The sequence below is a fragment of the Cupriavidus sp. 10L43_2 genome (assembly GCF_056395265.1).
Genome location: NZ_JBFTJE010000002.1, coordinates 347,322 through 359,038, shown reverse-complemented (window position 1 = coordinate 359,038; position 11,717 = coordinate 347,322). Strand labels below are relative to the sequence as shown.

10 protein-coding genes are annotated in these 11,717 nt (G+C 68.2%); 8 read left to right on the top strand and 2 right to left on the bottom strand.

All coding sequences use genetic code 11. The features are described from left to right. Window positions 1-68 precede the first annotated feature (68 nt). From AC1DEL_RS03895 to AC1DEL_RS03875, 5 genes are all read left to right on the top strand, one after another. The gene (locus AC1DEL_RS03895) at window positions 69-1,331 is read left to right on the top strand and encodes a CaiB/BaiF CoA transferase family protein (protein ID WP_441644166.1); all 1,263 of its coding nucleotides are present in this window, start codon (window positions 69-71) and stop codon (window positions 1,329-1,331) included. 42 nt (window positions 1,332-1,373) lie between these two features. Then, complete coding sequence (locus tag AC1DEL_RS03890; RefSeq protein ID WP_477125242.1) at window positions 1,374-2,567, top strand: thiolase family protein; 1,194 nt, start codon at window positions 1,374-1,376, stop codon at window positions 2,565-2,567. 2 nt (window positions 2,568-2,569) lie between these two features. Further along, window positions 2,570-3,736, top strand: a complete 1,167-nt coding sequence (locus AC1DEL_RS03885; RefSeq protein ID WP_477125308.1) for an acyl-CoA dehydrogenase family protein — start codon at window positions 2,570-2,572, stop codon at window positions 3,734-3,736. Between the two features lie 112 nt (window positions 3,737-3,848). Then, complete coding sequence (locus tag AC1DEL_RS03880; RefSeq protein WP_454757020.1) at window positions 3,849-4,625, top strand: crotonase/enoyl-CoA hydratase family protein; 777 nt, start codon at window positions 3,849-3,851, stop codon at window positions 4,623-4,625. A gap of 53 nt (window positions 4,626-4,678) precedes the next feature. After that, complete coding sequence (locus AC1DEL_RS03875; protein WP_477125241.1) at window positions 4,679-5,644, top strand: Bug family tripartite tricarboxylate transporter substrate binding protein; 966 nt, start codon at window positions 4,679-4,681, stop codon at window positions 5,642-5,644. On the opposite strand, the gene AC1DEL_RS03870 is transcribed toward AC1DEL_RS03875, so the two are convergent. Beyond that, complete coding sequence (locus AC1DEL_RS03870) at window positions 5,616-6,560, bottom strand: LysR family transcriptional regulator (RefSeq protein WP_441591069.1); 945 nt, start codon at window positions 6,558-6,560, stop codon at window positions 5,616-5,618. The genes AC1DEL_RS03875 and AC1DEL_RS03870 overlap by 29 nt on opposite strands. A 146-nt stretch (window positions 6,561-6,706) precedes the next feature. Here AC1DEL_RS03870 and AC1DEL_RS03865 point away from each other — a divergent pair, with 146 nt between their 5' ends. Genes AC1DEL_RS03865 through AC1DEL_RS03855 form a run of 3 tightly spaced genes read left to right on the top strand, consistent with a single transcriptional unit; the run spans window position 6,707 to window position 10,074 of the window. After that, complete coding sequence (locus tag AC1DEL_RS03865; protein WP_477125240.1) at window positions 6,707-7,864, top strand: acyl-CoA dehydrogenase family protein; 1,158 nt, start codon at window positions 6,707-6,709, stop codon at window positions 7,862-7,864. Window positions 7,865-7,880: 16 nt separating this feature from the next. After that, window positions 7,881-8,912, top strand: coding sequence for an acyl-CoA dehydrogenase family protein (locus AC1DEL_RS03860; protein WP_477125239.1), 1,032 nt, complete (start codon window positions 7,881-7,883; stop codon window positions 8,910-8,912). A gap of 1 nt (window position 8,913) precedes the next feature. Next, window positions 8,914-10,074, top strand: a complete 1,161-nt coding sequence (locus tag AC1DEL_RS03855) for a CaiB/BaiF CoA transferase family protein (protein ID WP_477125238.1) — start codon at window positions 8,914-8,916, stop codon at window positions 10,072-10,074. 59 nt (window positions 10,075-10,133) lie between these two features. Here the strand turns inward: AC1DEL_RS03855 and AC1DEL_RS03850 are convergent, their stop codons facing one another. Then, window positions 10,134-11,690 (bottom strand): acyl-CoA synthetase, encoded by a 1,557-nt coding sequence (locus AC1DEL_RS03850; protein ID WP_477125237.1) that lies wholly within the window; start codon window positions 11,688-11,690, stop codon window positions 10,134-10,136. Window positions 11,691-11,717: the final 27 nt, after the last annotated feature.

The following is an 11,717-nucleotide window of genomic DNA, read 5'->3' as shown; positions in this document are numbered from 1 at the left end:
TGAAGACGGTATTTGTCGCGGCCGGGGTGCGTCCGTAGCATGCGCTCCATCGTTTCGAGGAGATTGCGATGGAGGTGGAAGGTACTGCACGCGCCACGGGCGCAGTTGGCAAGGACGGCAAGGAGAGTAACGGGCCGCTGGCCGGGATACGCATCCTGGACCTGACCACGGTGTTGATGGGACCGTACGCCACCCAGATCCTTGGCGATCTCGGCGCGGACATCATCAAGATCGAGCCGCCCGGCGGCGACACCGTGCGTGGCATCGGTCCTGCCCGCAATCCGGGCATGGCGGGCGTTTTTCTCCATGCCAACCGCAACAAGCGCAGCGTGGTGCTGGATCTCAAGCAGCCAGCCGGGCGTGATGCGCTGCTGCGCCTGGCCGCTGACGCCGATGTGCTGATCTATAACGTCCGCCCGCAGGCCATGCAGCGCCTGCGGCTCGGCTACGCGGACATCGCGGCCGTCAATCCGCGCATCGTCTACGTGGGTGTCTACGGCTACGGCCAGCGCGGTCCCTACGCGGCCAAGCCGGCCTATGACGACCTGATCCAGGGCGCCGTGGGCATCCCGGCGCTGAGCACGCTGGCCGGCTCCGAAGAGCCGCGCTACGCGCCGAACGCCATGGCGGACCGCATCGTCGGCATGAGCGCCGCCAACGCGGTGACGGCCGCGCTGCTCTACCGCACCCGCACCGGTGAAGGCCAGTCGATCGAAGTGCCGATGTTCGAGACCATGGCGCAGTTCGTATTGGGCGATCACATGTACGGCGCGACCTTCGATCCGCCAATCGGCCCCGCCGGCTACGCGCGCCTGCTGAACGACAACCGCAAGCCATACCGCACGCGTGACGGCTACCTGTGCGTGATGGTCTACAACGACAAGCAGTGGAAAACGTTCTTCGCGCTGATCGGCCAGCCCGACGTCATGACGAACGACCCGCGCTTCCACTCGATCGGCGAGCGCACGAAGCACATCCACGAGTTGTACCGGATGCTGGCCGAGGTGATGGCCACGCGCACGTCGGCGGAATGGACGGCGGTGCTCGAAGCGGCCGACATCCCAGTCATGCCCATGCACACGCTCGACTCGCTGATGAACGACCCGCACCTGCAGGCGGTGGGGTTCTTCGAGATGGTCGAGCATCCGAGCGAAGGCCGCATGCGCTCGATGACGGTGCCGTCACGGTGGTCGAAGTCCCAGCCGCATATCGCCCGGCAAGCCCCCCGGCTTGGCCAGCACAGCGCCGAGGTGCTGGCGGAAGCCGGCTACAGCCCGGCGGAGATCGAGGCCATGGCGGCGTCGGCCGCGACCCTCGTCGCGGACGCCTGATCGGGCATCCACCCCCAAGACATCGTTCCAGGAGATGCAGTGATGCACGAGCAAGATTCATCCATTGTCATCGTGGGCGCGCAGCGCACGCCCATCGGCGCGTTCCAGGGCGCTTTATCGACGTTCTCGGCGCCCGAGCTTGGCGCTGCCGCCATTGCCTCCGCCGTGGCGCAGGCAGGGGTGTCGGCCGATAGCGTCGACGAAGCCATCATGGGCTGTTGCCTGTTCGCCGGCCTTGGCCAGGCCCCGGCCCGGCAGGCCGTGCTTGCGGCGGGATTGCCGCCATCGGTGCCGGCCACGACGATCAGCAAGATGTGCGGGTCCGGCATGAAGGCAGCCATGCTGGCGCATGACCTGCTGCGCGCCGGCAGTTGCACGGTGGCGGTGGCGGGCGGCATGGAGTCGATGACCAACGCGCCGCACCTCGTGCCCCGCGGCCGGCAGGGCTACCGCCTCGGCCACGGGCAGTTCCTGGACCATATGTATCGCGATGGTCTTGAGGATGCGTATGAAGGCCATCTGATGGGCTATTACGCCGACCTGACCGCCGAACAGGCTGGCATCTCGCGCGCGGCGCAGGATGCGTTCGCCGCCGAAAGCGTGGCGCGTGCGCAGGCTGCGGGGCGCGAAGGCCGCTTTGTGGCGGAGATCGTCGAGCTGTCGCCGAAGTCGGGGAAGAGCCGCAATCGCGAGCCGCTGCGCGATGACGAGACCCCGGCGCGCTGCGACATCGACAAGATCCCACGTCTGTCGCCCGCCTTCCGCACCGAGGGCACGGTGACGCCAGGCAACGCGTCGTCGATTTCAGACGGCGCCGCCGCGCTGGTCATGATGCGCGAGGCGGATGCGCGGGCAAAGGGCATCGCGCCGCTGGCCCGGATCACCGCGCTCGCCACGCATGCACTGCCGCCGGGGCAGTTCTCGCTCGCACCGGTGGGCGCCATCCGCCGCGTGCTGGACAAGGCCGGCTGGCAGGCTGGCGACGTCGACCTGTTCGAAATCAATGAGGCCTTTGCGGTGGTGACGCTGCTCGCCATGCGCGAACTGAACCTGCCGCATGCGCGCGTCAACGTGAACGGCGGCGCCTGCGCGCTGGGCCATCCGGTCGGCGCGACGGGCGCCCGGCTGCTTGTGACGCTGGTCCACGCGCTGCGCGAACGGGGGCTGCGCCGTGGCGTGGCGAGCCTGTGCCTCGGTGGCGGAGAAGCCACGGCCATGGCGGTGGAGGTGGCATGAGCATGACCTTCGATCATTCCCCCGAACATCGCGAGATTCGCGAGGCCATCCTGAAGGTCTGCGAGCGCTTTGACGCCGAGTATTGGCTGGAGAAGGACAAGGTCGGCGGCTTTCCGACCGATTTCCATCAGGCGCTCGCCAGGGACGGTTGGCTGGGCATCTGCATCCCGCAAGCCTACGGTGGTTCGGGCCTCGGCATTACCGAGGCCGCCATCATGATGCAGGCCATCGCCGAATCCGGTGCCGGCATGAGCGGGGCTTCGGCCGTGCACATGAACATCTTCGGCCTGAACCCGGTGGTGGTCTTCGGCAGCGAGGCGCAGAAGCAACGCATGCTGCCGCCCCTGATTCAGGGCAGCGAGCGGGCCTGCTTCGCCGTGACCGAGCCCAACACCGGCCTCAACACTACGCAACTGAAGACGCGCGCGGACCGGCACGGCGATCACTACGTGCTGAACGGCGCCAAGACCTTCATCTCCACCGCCAGTTGCGTGGAGAAGATGCTGATCCTGGCGCGCACCACGCCGCTGGAGGCCATCAAGAGCAAGACGGAAGGCCTGAGCCTGTTCTACACGACCATCGACCGGAACCACGTGGAGACCCGCGAGATCGACAAGATGGGCCGCAAGGCTGTCGACACCAACCAAGTCTTTATCGACGGCCTCAAGGTGCCCGTGGAGGACCGCATCGGCGAAGAGGGCAAGGGGTTCCAGTACATCCTGCATGGCATGAACGCCGAACGGATCCTGGTGGCGGCGGAAGCGGTTGGGCTCGGGCGCGTGGCGCTTGCGCGGGCCACGCAGTACGCCAAGGAACGTATCGTGTTCGACCGCCAGATCGGCAAGAACCAGGGCATCCAGCATCCACTGGCCGAATGCTGGATGGAGCTGGAAGCCGCCAACCTGATGGTGCTCAACGCGGCTGCGAAGTTCGATCGCGGCGAGCCCTGCGGCGCGGAGGCCAATGCGGCCAAGTACCTCGCGGCCGAGGCCTGCTACAAGTCCTGCCAGACGGCGGTGATGACGCACGGCGGCTATGGCTATGCCAAGGAGTATCACGTGGAGCGCTATCTGCGCGAATCGCTGATTCCCCGCATCGCACCGATCAGCCCGCAGCTGATCCTGTGCTTCGTGGCCGAGAAGGTGCTTGGCCTGCCGAAGTCCTACTGAGGAGGCAACAGATGGATATGAAGCGTCGCCGCGCGGTCGGCCGGCGTGGAGAAGGAATAGCCGGCGGCTGCAGGGCTGCCTTTCGTCCCCTTACCGAAATCAGAATCCAAGCATGAGCGACTTCCTCAAGATCGAAACCATCGGACACGTGGCCGTTGCCACGATGAACCGCCCGCAGACCCGCAACGCCTTGTCGGATGACGATGCGATAGAGAGCATCGTCGACCTGTGCCAGGCGATCAACGACGACCTCTCGGTGCGTGTGCTGGTGCTGACCGGGGCGGGCCCGGCGTTCTCGTCAGGCGGTAACTTGAAGACGCTGCGCGATACCGTCGGCACCGGGCTGGGCGTGCCTGCGAATAGCCGTTACGCGTACCGGAACGGCATCCAGCGGCTGCCGCTGGCATTGCAGGCGCTTGAGGTGCCGACGATCGCCGCCGTGAACGGCCCCGCGTACGGTGCCGGCAATGACCTCGCGTGCATGTGCGATATCCGGATTGCCTCGGACAAGGCCGTGTTCGCGGAGAGCTTCGTCAAGTTGGGATTGCTACCCGGCGATGGCGGGGCGTGGCTGCTGCCGCGTGCCGTGGGCATGTCGCGCGCCTGCGAGATGTCGTTCACGGGCGAGGCGATCGATGCGCAGCAGGCGCTGGCGTGGGGGCTGGTCTCGCGCGTGGTGCCTGCGGACGAGTTGATGCCGGCCGCCATGTCGCTGGCGGGGCGAATCGCCGCCAACCCGGGGCACGCGCTGCGCATGACCAAGCGGCTGCTGCGCGAAGGCCAGCAAACCAGCCTTGCCACGCTGCTCGAAATGTCCGCCGGCTTCCAGGCGCTGGCGCACCATACCGAGGAGCACGAGGCCGCGCTCGACGGTTTCCTGAAGCGCTAGCGTCACACCAGCCGGCCGTCGCCGGTCGGCACATAACCATAATGGAGACAACAATGCATCGACAAATCGCGGGCCTGTGCATGGCCGCCATGCTTTGCGCTACCAGCGGCGCCGCCGCCGCCGCGGACTACCCAGACCGGCCGGTCAAGATCGTGGTATCGCTGCCGCCCGGCAGCGGCGCCGACACCACCGCGCGTTTTATCGGCAAGCACCTGACCGAGAAGTTCAGCCAGCCCTTCGTGGTCGAGAACAAGCCGGGCGCCAACAGTTTCATTGCCGCGCGCCAGGTAGCCGAGTCGGCACCGGACGGCTACACGATGTTCGTCGCCAGCAACTCGCCGATGGTGACCAACGCGGCAGTCTTCCGCCAGCTGCCTTATGACCCGATCAAGGACTTCGTGCCCGTGGCGCGCATCGCGCGGTTCCCGATGGTGCTGGCGGTGCCCGCCAGCTCGCCGTACACGACGCTCGACGGACTGGTCACGGCCGCGCGCAACGCGCCGGGCAAGCTGAACTACGCAGCCGGCACGCCGACCTATCAGGTGGCGCTGGAACTGTTCCACGAAACGCGTGGTATCCGCGCCATGCCCGTGCCGTACAAGGGGACGTCGCTCGCCATGAGCGACCTCGCCGGCGGGAGCGTGGATTACACGATGGCGGAGGTGAGCGCCGTGATGCCGCTGGTGCGAGCCGGCAAGGTGCGCGCGCTGGCGGTAGGCAGCCCGGAACGGCTCAAGGAGCTGCCCGGCGTGCCCACCATCGCCGAGACCGGCAGCAAGGGCTACGAGGCGTTCGCCTGGACCGGCGTGTTCCTGCCGGCCAAGACGCCGCAGGCCGTGGTCGACCGGATTGCCAAGGCGGTGGGTGATCTCCTTGCGACGCAGGAAAGCGCGCGTTTCATCGAGACGATGGGCGGCACGGTGTTCCCGGCCACTCCACAGCAGTTCCGCGATTTCCAGGTCAGCGAGATCGAGCGGACACGGCGCATCGTCAAGACGGCGAATATCCACCAGGAGTAGTGCCGCCAGCCTCGCCCGCCAAGCCCGCTGCAGCGATGCTGCGGGCGACGGCGACGAAATTGCTCGCCGTGGCGGTCATCGCATCCGGCAGCGTGGCGAGTGCAACGCCCATGGCCTGTTGCATGGGCCAGTCCCGCAGCCGCAGCAGCCGCACGCCGGTGCCGGCGTACTTGACCGCGTTGTTCGGCACCAGCGCCACGCCCAGCCCGCTATCCACCAGACTCAGGATCGATTGCACCTGCACCGCTTCCTGCGCGATGCGCGGCTTGATGCCGGCGCCGTGCAGCGCGCAGGTGATCAGCATGTGCATCGACGGCACCCGCGTGCGCGAGTACATGATGAAGGGCACATCCCCCAGTTCGGATAGGGCGATGTCCGCCTGTGCGGCCAGCGGCGAGTCCGTGCTGACGGCCAGCATGAAGTGGTCGCGCTGCAGCAGGGTCAGTTCGGCATTGGTGGGTTCGAGCACCGGGTAGCGCACCAGCGCCACGTCGAGCGAGTGGTCCTCGAGCCGGCTCAGCAGTTCCACGGTCGTCGATTCCTCGATGGCGAGGTCCACGCCCGGGTACTGTCGCCGATACGTACGCAGCAGTTCCGGCATCACTGAGTACGTGGCCGATCCGATGAACCCCAGCCGCAGCATGCCTTGCTCGCCCGCTTCGCCCTCGCGCGCGGCACGGCGCACTTCCTCCGAATAGAACAGCGTGCGGCGCGCGTTGCGCAGCACCACCTCGCCCGCCGGCGTCAGGCGCAGGCCCGACGGCAATCGATCGAACAGCGTCACGCCCAGCTCTTCCTCGAGCTTGCGGATCGACGTGGAAAGCGGCGGCTGCGCCATGTGCAGTTTTTCGGCAGCACGGTGAAAGTTCAGCGTTTCCGCAAGAACGAGGACTTGCCTGAGTTGACGAAGCTCCATGGGCGCGAAGAAGGGCGGTTGGCAATACGGCTGGCGTATCGGGCGGTCTCTATCCGGTATTGGACGCGGCCGGGCGGGGGCCATAGATTATGCCATCCCGGCACCGCAACAGGCGGCCTGCCGGCCATGCAAAAACCGGAGCCATCTTGACGACTTTGCTTCCCACACCCGGCCTGATTGCGATCCCGCCCGAGGACGAGGCCCTGCGTGCACCGGTGCGCGCCTTCCTGCGCTCGGCGATGCGCGACGTCGCACCCGAGGTCCGCTCCCGCTCATGGCTTGGCTTCGATGCCAGCTTCAGCCAGGCGCTCGCCGCACAGGGCTGGATCGGCCTGACCCTGCCACGGGAATACGGCGGCGGTGGCCGCAGCGGCTTCGCGCGCTTCGTGCTACTCGAGGAATTGCTCGCTGCCGGCGCGCCGGTCTCCGCCCACTGGATCGCCGACCGGCAGACCGCGCCACTGATCCTGCGCTACGGCACGCCGGCGCAGCGTGACTTCTACGTGCCGCGCATCATTCGCGGCGAAGCGTTCTTCTGCATCGGCATGAGTGAGCCCGATACGGGCTCCGATCTCGCCAGCGTGCGCACCCGGGCCACGCGCAACGACGCGGGCTGGCTGCTCAACGGCCGCAAGATCTGGACGACCAACGCGCATCGCTCGCAGTACATGGTGGCACTGGTTCGCACGTCGGGCGTGACCGAGGATCGCCACCAGGGCTTGTCGCAGGTCGTCATCGACCTCTCGCTGCCCGGCATCACGATCCGCCCCATCCGCGACGTGGCCGGCGACGCCCACTTCTGCGAAGTGCTGTTCGAGGACGTGCAACTGCCCGCCGACGCGCTGATTGGCGAGGAGGGCTCGGGCTGGAAGCAGGTGACGGCGGAGCTGGCTTTCGAGCGCAGCGGCCCCGAGCGCATCTATTCGAGCCTGGTGCTGGCGGAAACATGGCTGGCGGAGGTTCACGCGGCGGGCGAGGTGTCGCTGGCATCCACCGAACTCGCGGGCCGGATCGTCGGCAATCTGGCGGTGCTGCGTGCGATGTCGCTGGCCGTGGCCGACAAGCTGAACCGGGGCGAGAACCCCGAGCAGGAGGCCGCGCTGGTCAAGGACCTCGGCACCGAATTTGAACAGGCGATGCCCGACTGGATCCAGACGGCGCTCGAGCGCGACGCGCAGGTGCCATCGCCCGCGCTCGCACGCACGCTGGCCTACGTGATGCAGCTCGCCCCAAGCTACTCGCTGCGCGGCGGCACGCGCCAGATCCTGCGCGGCATCATCGCCCGCAGCCTCGGATTACGCTGATACTGGAGATGGTTTGATGACCGATTCCCTGCTGGAAGGATTCGAGCGGCCCCTGCTCGATCTCTGCGACGACGAACAACTGCGCCGGACCGAAGCTGGCGAGGGCGCCGCCGACCTCTGGGCGCGCATCGACGCGCTCGGCTACACCGACGCGCTCTTGCCCGAGGCGAGTGGCGGCGCCGGGCTGTCGCTGTCCGACTTGTTCCCGCTGGCGCTGGCCGCGGCGCGTGCCGGACTGCCGCTGCCGTTTGCCGAAACCGCCGTGGCGCGAGCCATCCTGGCCTCGGCCGGCATCACGGCGGGCCCGGGTGCCATCGCCATCGCCCCGCTCGCGCTGGAGGTCGGCGGACAGATCGTCTGCCCGGACGTGCCCGGCGCGGCGCTGGCCGACCATGTATTGCTGAGTCGAAACGACGCCTGGTGGCTGATGCCGACGGAAGGCGCGCAACGCGAGCCCGGTGCCTTCCGGCCGCGCGTGTCGGCCACGGTCCGCTGGCACAGCTCGGCGCAGGCGGTGGCGCGTATTCCCGCCGCCGGGGCCGATGCCGAGACGCTCTGCAACGCGCTACATGCCGTGGGCATGGCGGGCGCCATGCAGCGCATCCAGGCGCTCGGCGTGACCTACGCGACCGACCGCCGCCAGTTCGGGCGCGCCATTGGCCAGTTCCAGGCGGTGCAACAGGAGTTGAGCGTGCTGGCCGAGCAGGTGGCGGCAGCGGTGCTGGCGGCCCGGCTCGGCTGCGCGGCCAGCGCGGGATATCTGCCCGATCCGCTGCTCGCGGCGACGGCCAAGCTGCGAACCTCGGCGGCCGCCACGCGCGTCGCCGCCATCGCCCACGCGGTGCATGGTGCCATCGGCATCACCGAGGAACACGTGCTGGGGCTGTTCACGCGCCGACTGCACGAATGGCGCACCACGGCGGGCACGGAGTCGCGCTGCGCTGCGCGGCTGGGCGGCGCGCTGCTGGCCGAGCCGGCTTCGACGCTGTTCGACTTTGCCCGCACGCGTCTGGTCGCCGAGCGGCCGGCAGTGGCCATGGAGGGCTGAGATGGGGGAGGCGAACCGCAAGGGGCCGCTGGCCGGCGTACGGATCGTCGAGCTGGCCGGCATCGGTCCCGGGCCGATGGCGGCGATGCTGCTGGCCGACATGGGGGCCGAGGTGATCCGCATCGAACGCGAGACGCCGGTGGACCTCGGCGTCAGCAAGCCGCTGCGCTACAACCTCACGCTGCGCAATCGCACATCGATTGCGTTGGACCTGAAGCAGCCGGCCAGTGTCGAACGCGTCCTGCAACTCGTGGCTGGCGCGGATGCGCTGATCGAGGGATTCCGGCCCGGTGTGACGGAGCGGTTGGGGCTCGGCCCCGACGTCTGCCTGGCGCGCAATCCCCGGCTTGTCTACGGCCGCATCACGGGCTGGGGGCAGGAGGGGCCGCTCGCCCAGGTGGCGGGTCACGACATCAACTACATCTCGCTGACCGGCACGCTCGATGCCATCGGCCGGCAGGGACAGCCGCCTTCCGTGCCGCTGGCGCTGCTCGGCGACATGAGTGGCGGGGCGCTCTATCTGGCCATGGGCGTGCTCGCCGCCATCCTCGAGGCGCGCGGCTCCGGCCAGGGGCAGGTGGTGGATGCGGCCGTCGTGGACGGCACCGCGTCCATGGCGATGACGTTCTTTGGGCTGGCGGCGGCCGGGAAGTGGCAGCCCGAACGCGGCACCAACATCCTGGACTCCGGCGCGCCGTTCTACGATGTCTACGCCTGCGCCGACGGAAAATGGATTTCGATCGGCCCGATCGAGGCCCGCTTCCATGCCGAGTTGCTGGAGCGCATGGGCATCCCGGTGGACGCCATCGGCCCGCAGATGGACACCGCGAACTGGCCGCATACCCGCGAGGTGCTCGCCGCCGCGTTCCGCACCCGCACGCGCGCGGCTTGGTGCGATCTGCTCGAAGGCACCGATGTCTGCTTTGCGCCGGTCCTGTCGTTTGCCGAGGCGCCGTCGCACCCGCATCTGAAGGCGCGCGGCACGTTCGTCGAGGTGGATGGCGTGGTGCAGCCCGCGCCGGCGCCACGCTTCAGCCGCACGCCTTCGGCCATGCCGACGCCGCCACAGGCGCCGCAATCGCCCGATGCCGACGGCGTGGATGCCGCGCTGGCCGCCTGGGGCTTGTCGCCCGAGGCGATTGCCGGCTGGCGGGGCGCCTGAGCCGGCGGCGGTTCGAGCGGTGGCAGGAAAGAAAACAGGCCCTTGCGGCCCTGTTTTCGTCAGGGGCTGGTGCGGTACCGCTCGCGCAGCGCCTGCTTGTACAGCTTGCCGGTCGGCAACCGGGGCATGCGGTCGATGAAATCCACCGAGCGCGGAATCATGTACCGCGCCACCTTCCCGCGCAGGTAGGCGATCAACTCCTCGCCGAGCGCCGCGCTGGGCACGATGCCTGGTGCCGGCTCGATGATGGCCTTGACCTGCTCGCCCATCTCGGCGCACGGAACGCCGATGACCGCCACGTCCCCGACCTTCTCGTGCGTGACCAGCGCGTCCTCGATCGCCTGGGGATAGATGTTGACGCCGCCGGAGATGATCATGAACGTCTTCCGGTCGGTCAGGTACAGGTAGCCTTCCTCGTCCACATAGCCCACGTCGCCCACCGTGGTCCAGTTGCGATGCCGGGGATGTCGCGCGGACTCGGTCTTCTCCGGATCGTTGTGGTAGTGGAACGCCAGGGTGTCCCGCTCGAAGTAGATCAGGCCCGGCTGCCCCGGGGGCAGGACGTCGCCCTCGTCGTTGCAGATGTGTAGCTTGCCGATGGCTTCGCGGCCGACCGAGCCCGGATGCGCAAGATAGCCGGCACTGTCGATCATCGTCAGCCCGCTGCCTTCGGTGGAGCCGTAGTACTCGTGCAGGATGGGGCCCCACCATTCGATCATGCGCAGCTTGACGTCGGCCGGGCAGGGCGCCGCCGAGTGCACGGCCATGCGCAGGCTCGACAGGTCGAAACCGTGCCGCTCCTGCTCGGTCAGCTTCATCAGCCGGACGAACATGGTCGGCACCCACTGGCTGTGCGTGACACGGTAGCGCTCGATCAGCGCCAGCGCGGCGAGCGGTTCGAACTTCTCCATGAACACGGCGGTGCCGCCGGTGGCTTGCAGCTGCAGCGCCCAGGCCAGCGGTGCCGCGTGGTAGAGCGGGGCCGTCGACAGGTAGACCATGTCGTCGGAGAAGTCGTAGTGGCGCAGTTGGCCGCGCCGGAACGGGTCGATGAAATCGGCCATCCGGGTCGAAGGCTGGGCACGCACGATGCCCTTCGGGCGTCCGGTGGTGCCCGAGCTGTATAGCATCAGGGCACCGAGGGTTTCGGCGTCGAGCGGGGCGTCCGAGACCGTCGCGACGACAGCTTCGTAGCTGTCCCAGCCGTCGATCGTGCCGTCCACCATCAGCCGCGCGGGGCAGTTCGGCATCAGCCCGGTCAGCCCTTCGGCCAGCTCGCGCATGGCATGGGAACTGATGACCACGCGCGACTCGCTGTCCTCGACGATGTAGGCCGCCTCGGCCGGCGTCAGGAACCGGTTGACCGGCGTGACGAGCAACCCGGAGCGCAAGGCCGCCCAGCCGATTTCGAAACAACGGAGGTTGTTCTCCAGCACCATGGCGATGTGGTCGCCCGGGCGCAGCCCCATTTGCTGGAGCCGCCGCGCGAGGCGGTTGGCACGCCGGTCCAGCTCGCCGTAGGTCAGGGAGATGCCATTGCTGCCATTGATGACGGCGATCCGCTCGGGGTGCCGCCGCGCGCGGTCGCCCAGGTGTGTCCAGTCTTCGTTCTGCATGGTCGTGTTGTCTCCGGGTGGCATCCA

What these genes read in the sequence shown, in the direction of transcription:
- AC1DEL_RS03895 (WP_441644166.1), top strand. Translation starts at nt 69, where the DNA reads ATGGAGGTGGAAGGTACTGCACGCGCCACGGGCGCAGTTGGCAAGGAC.
- AC1DEL_RS03890 (WP_477125242.1), top strand. Translation starts at nt 1,374, where the DNA reads ATGCACGAGCAAGATTCATCCATTGTCATCGTGGGCGCGCAGCGCACG.
- AC1DEL_RS03885 (WP_477125308.1), top strand. Translation starts at nt 2,570, where the DNA reads ATGACCTTCGATCATTCCCCCGAACATCGCGAGATTCGCGAGGCCATC.
- AC1DEL_RS03880 (WP_454757020.1), top strand. Translation starts at nt 3,849, where the DNA reads ATGAGCGACTTCCTCAAGATCGAAACCATCGGACACGTGGCCGTTGCC.
- AC1DEL_RS03875 (WP_477125241.1), top strand. Translation starts at nt 4,679, where the DNA reads ATGCATCGACAAATCGCGGGCCTGTGCATGGCCGCCATGCTTTGCGCT.
- AC1DEL_RS03870 (WP_441591069.1), bottom strand. Translation starts at nt 6,560, where the DNA reads ATGGAGCTTCGTCAACTCAGGCAAGTCCTCGTTCTTGCGGAAACGCTG.
- AC1DEL_RS03860 (WP_477125239.1), top strand. Translation starts at nt 7,881, where the DNA reads ATGACCGATTCCCTGCTGGAAGGATTCGAGCGGCCCCTGCTCGATCTC.
- AC1DEL_RS03855 (WP_477125238.1), top strand. Translation starts at nt 8,914, where the DNA reads ATGGGGGAGGCGAACCGCAAGGGGCCGCTGGCCGGCGTACGGATCGTC.
- AC1DEL_RS03850 (WP_477125237.1), bottom strand. Translation starts at nt 11,690, where the DNA reads ATGCAGAACGAAGACTGGACACACCTGGGCGACCGCGCGCGGCGGCAC.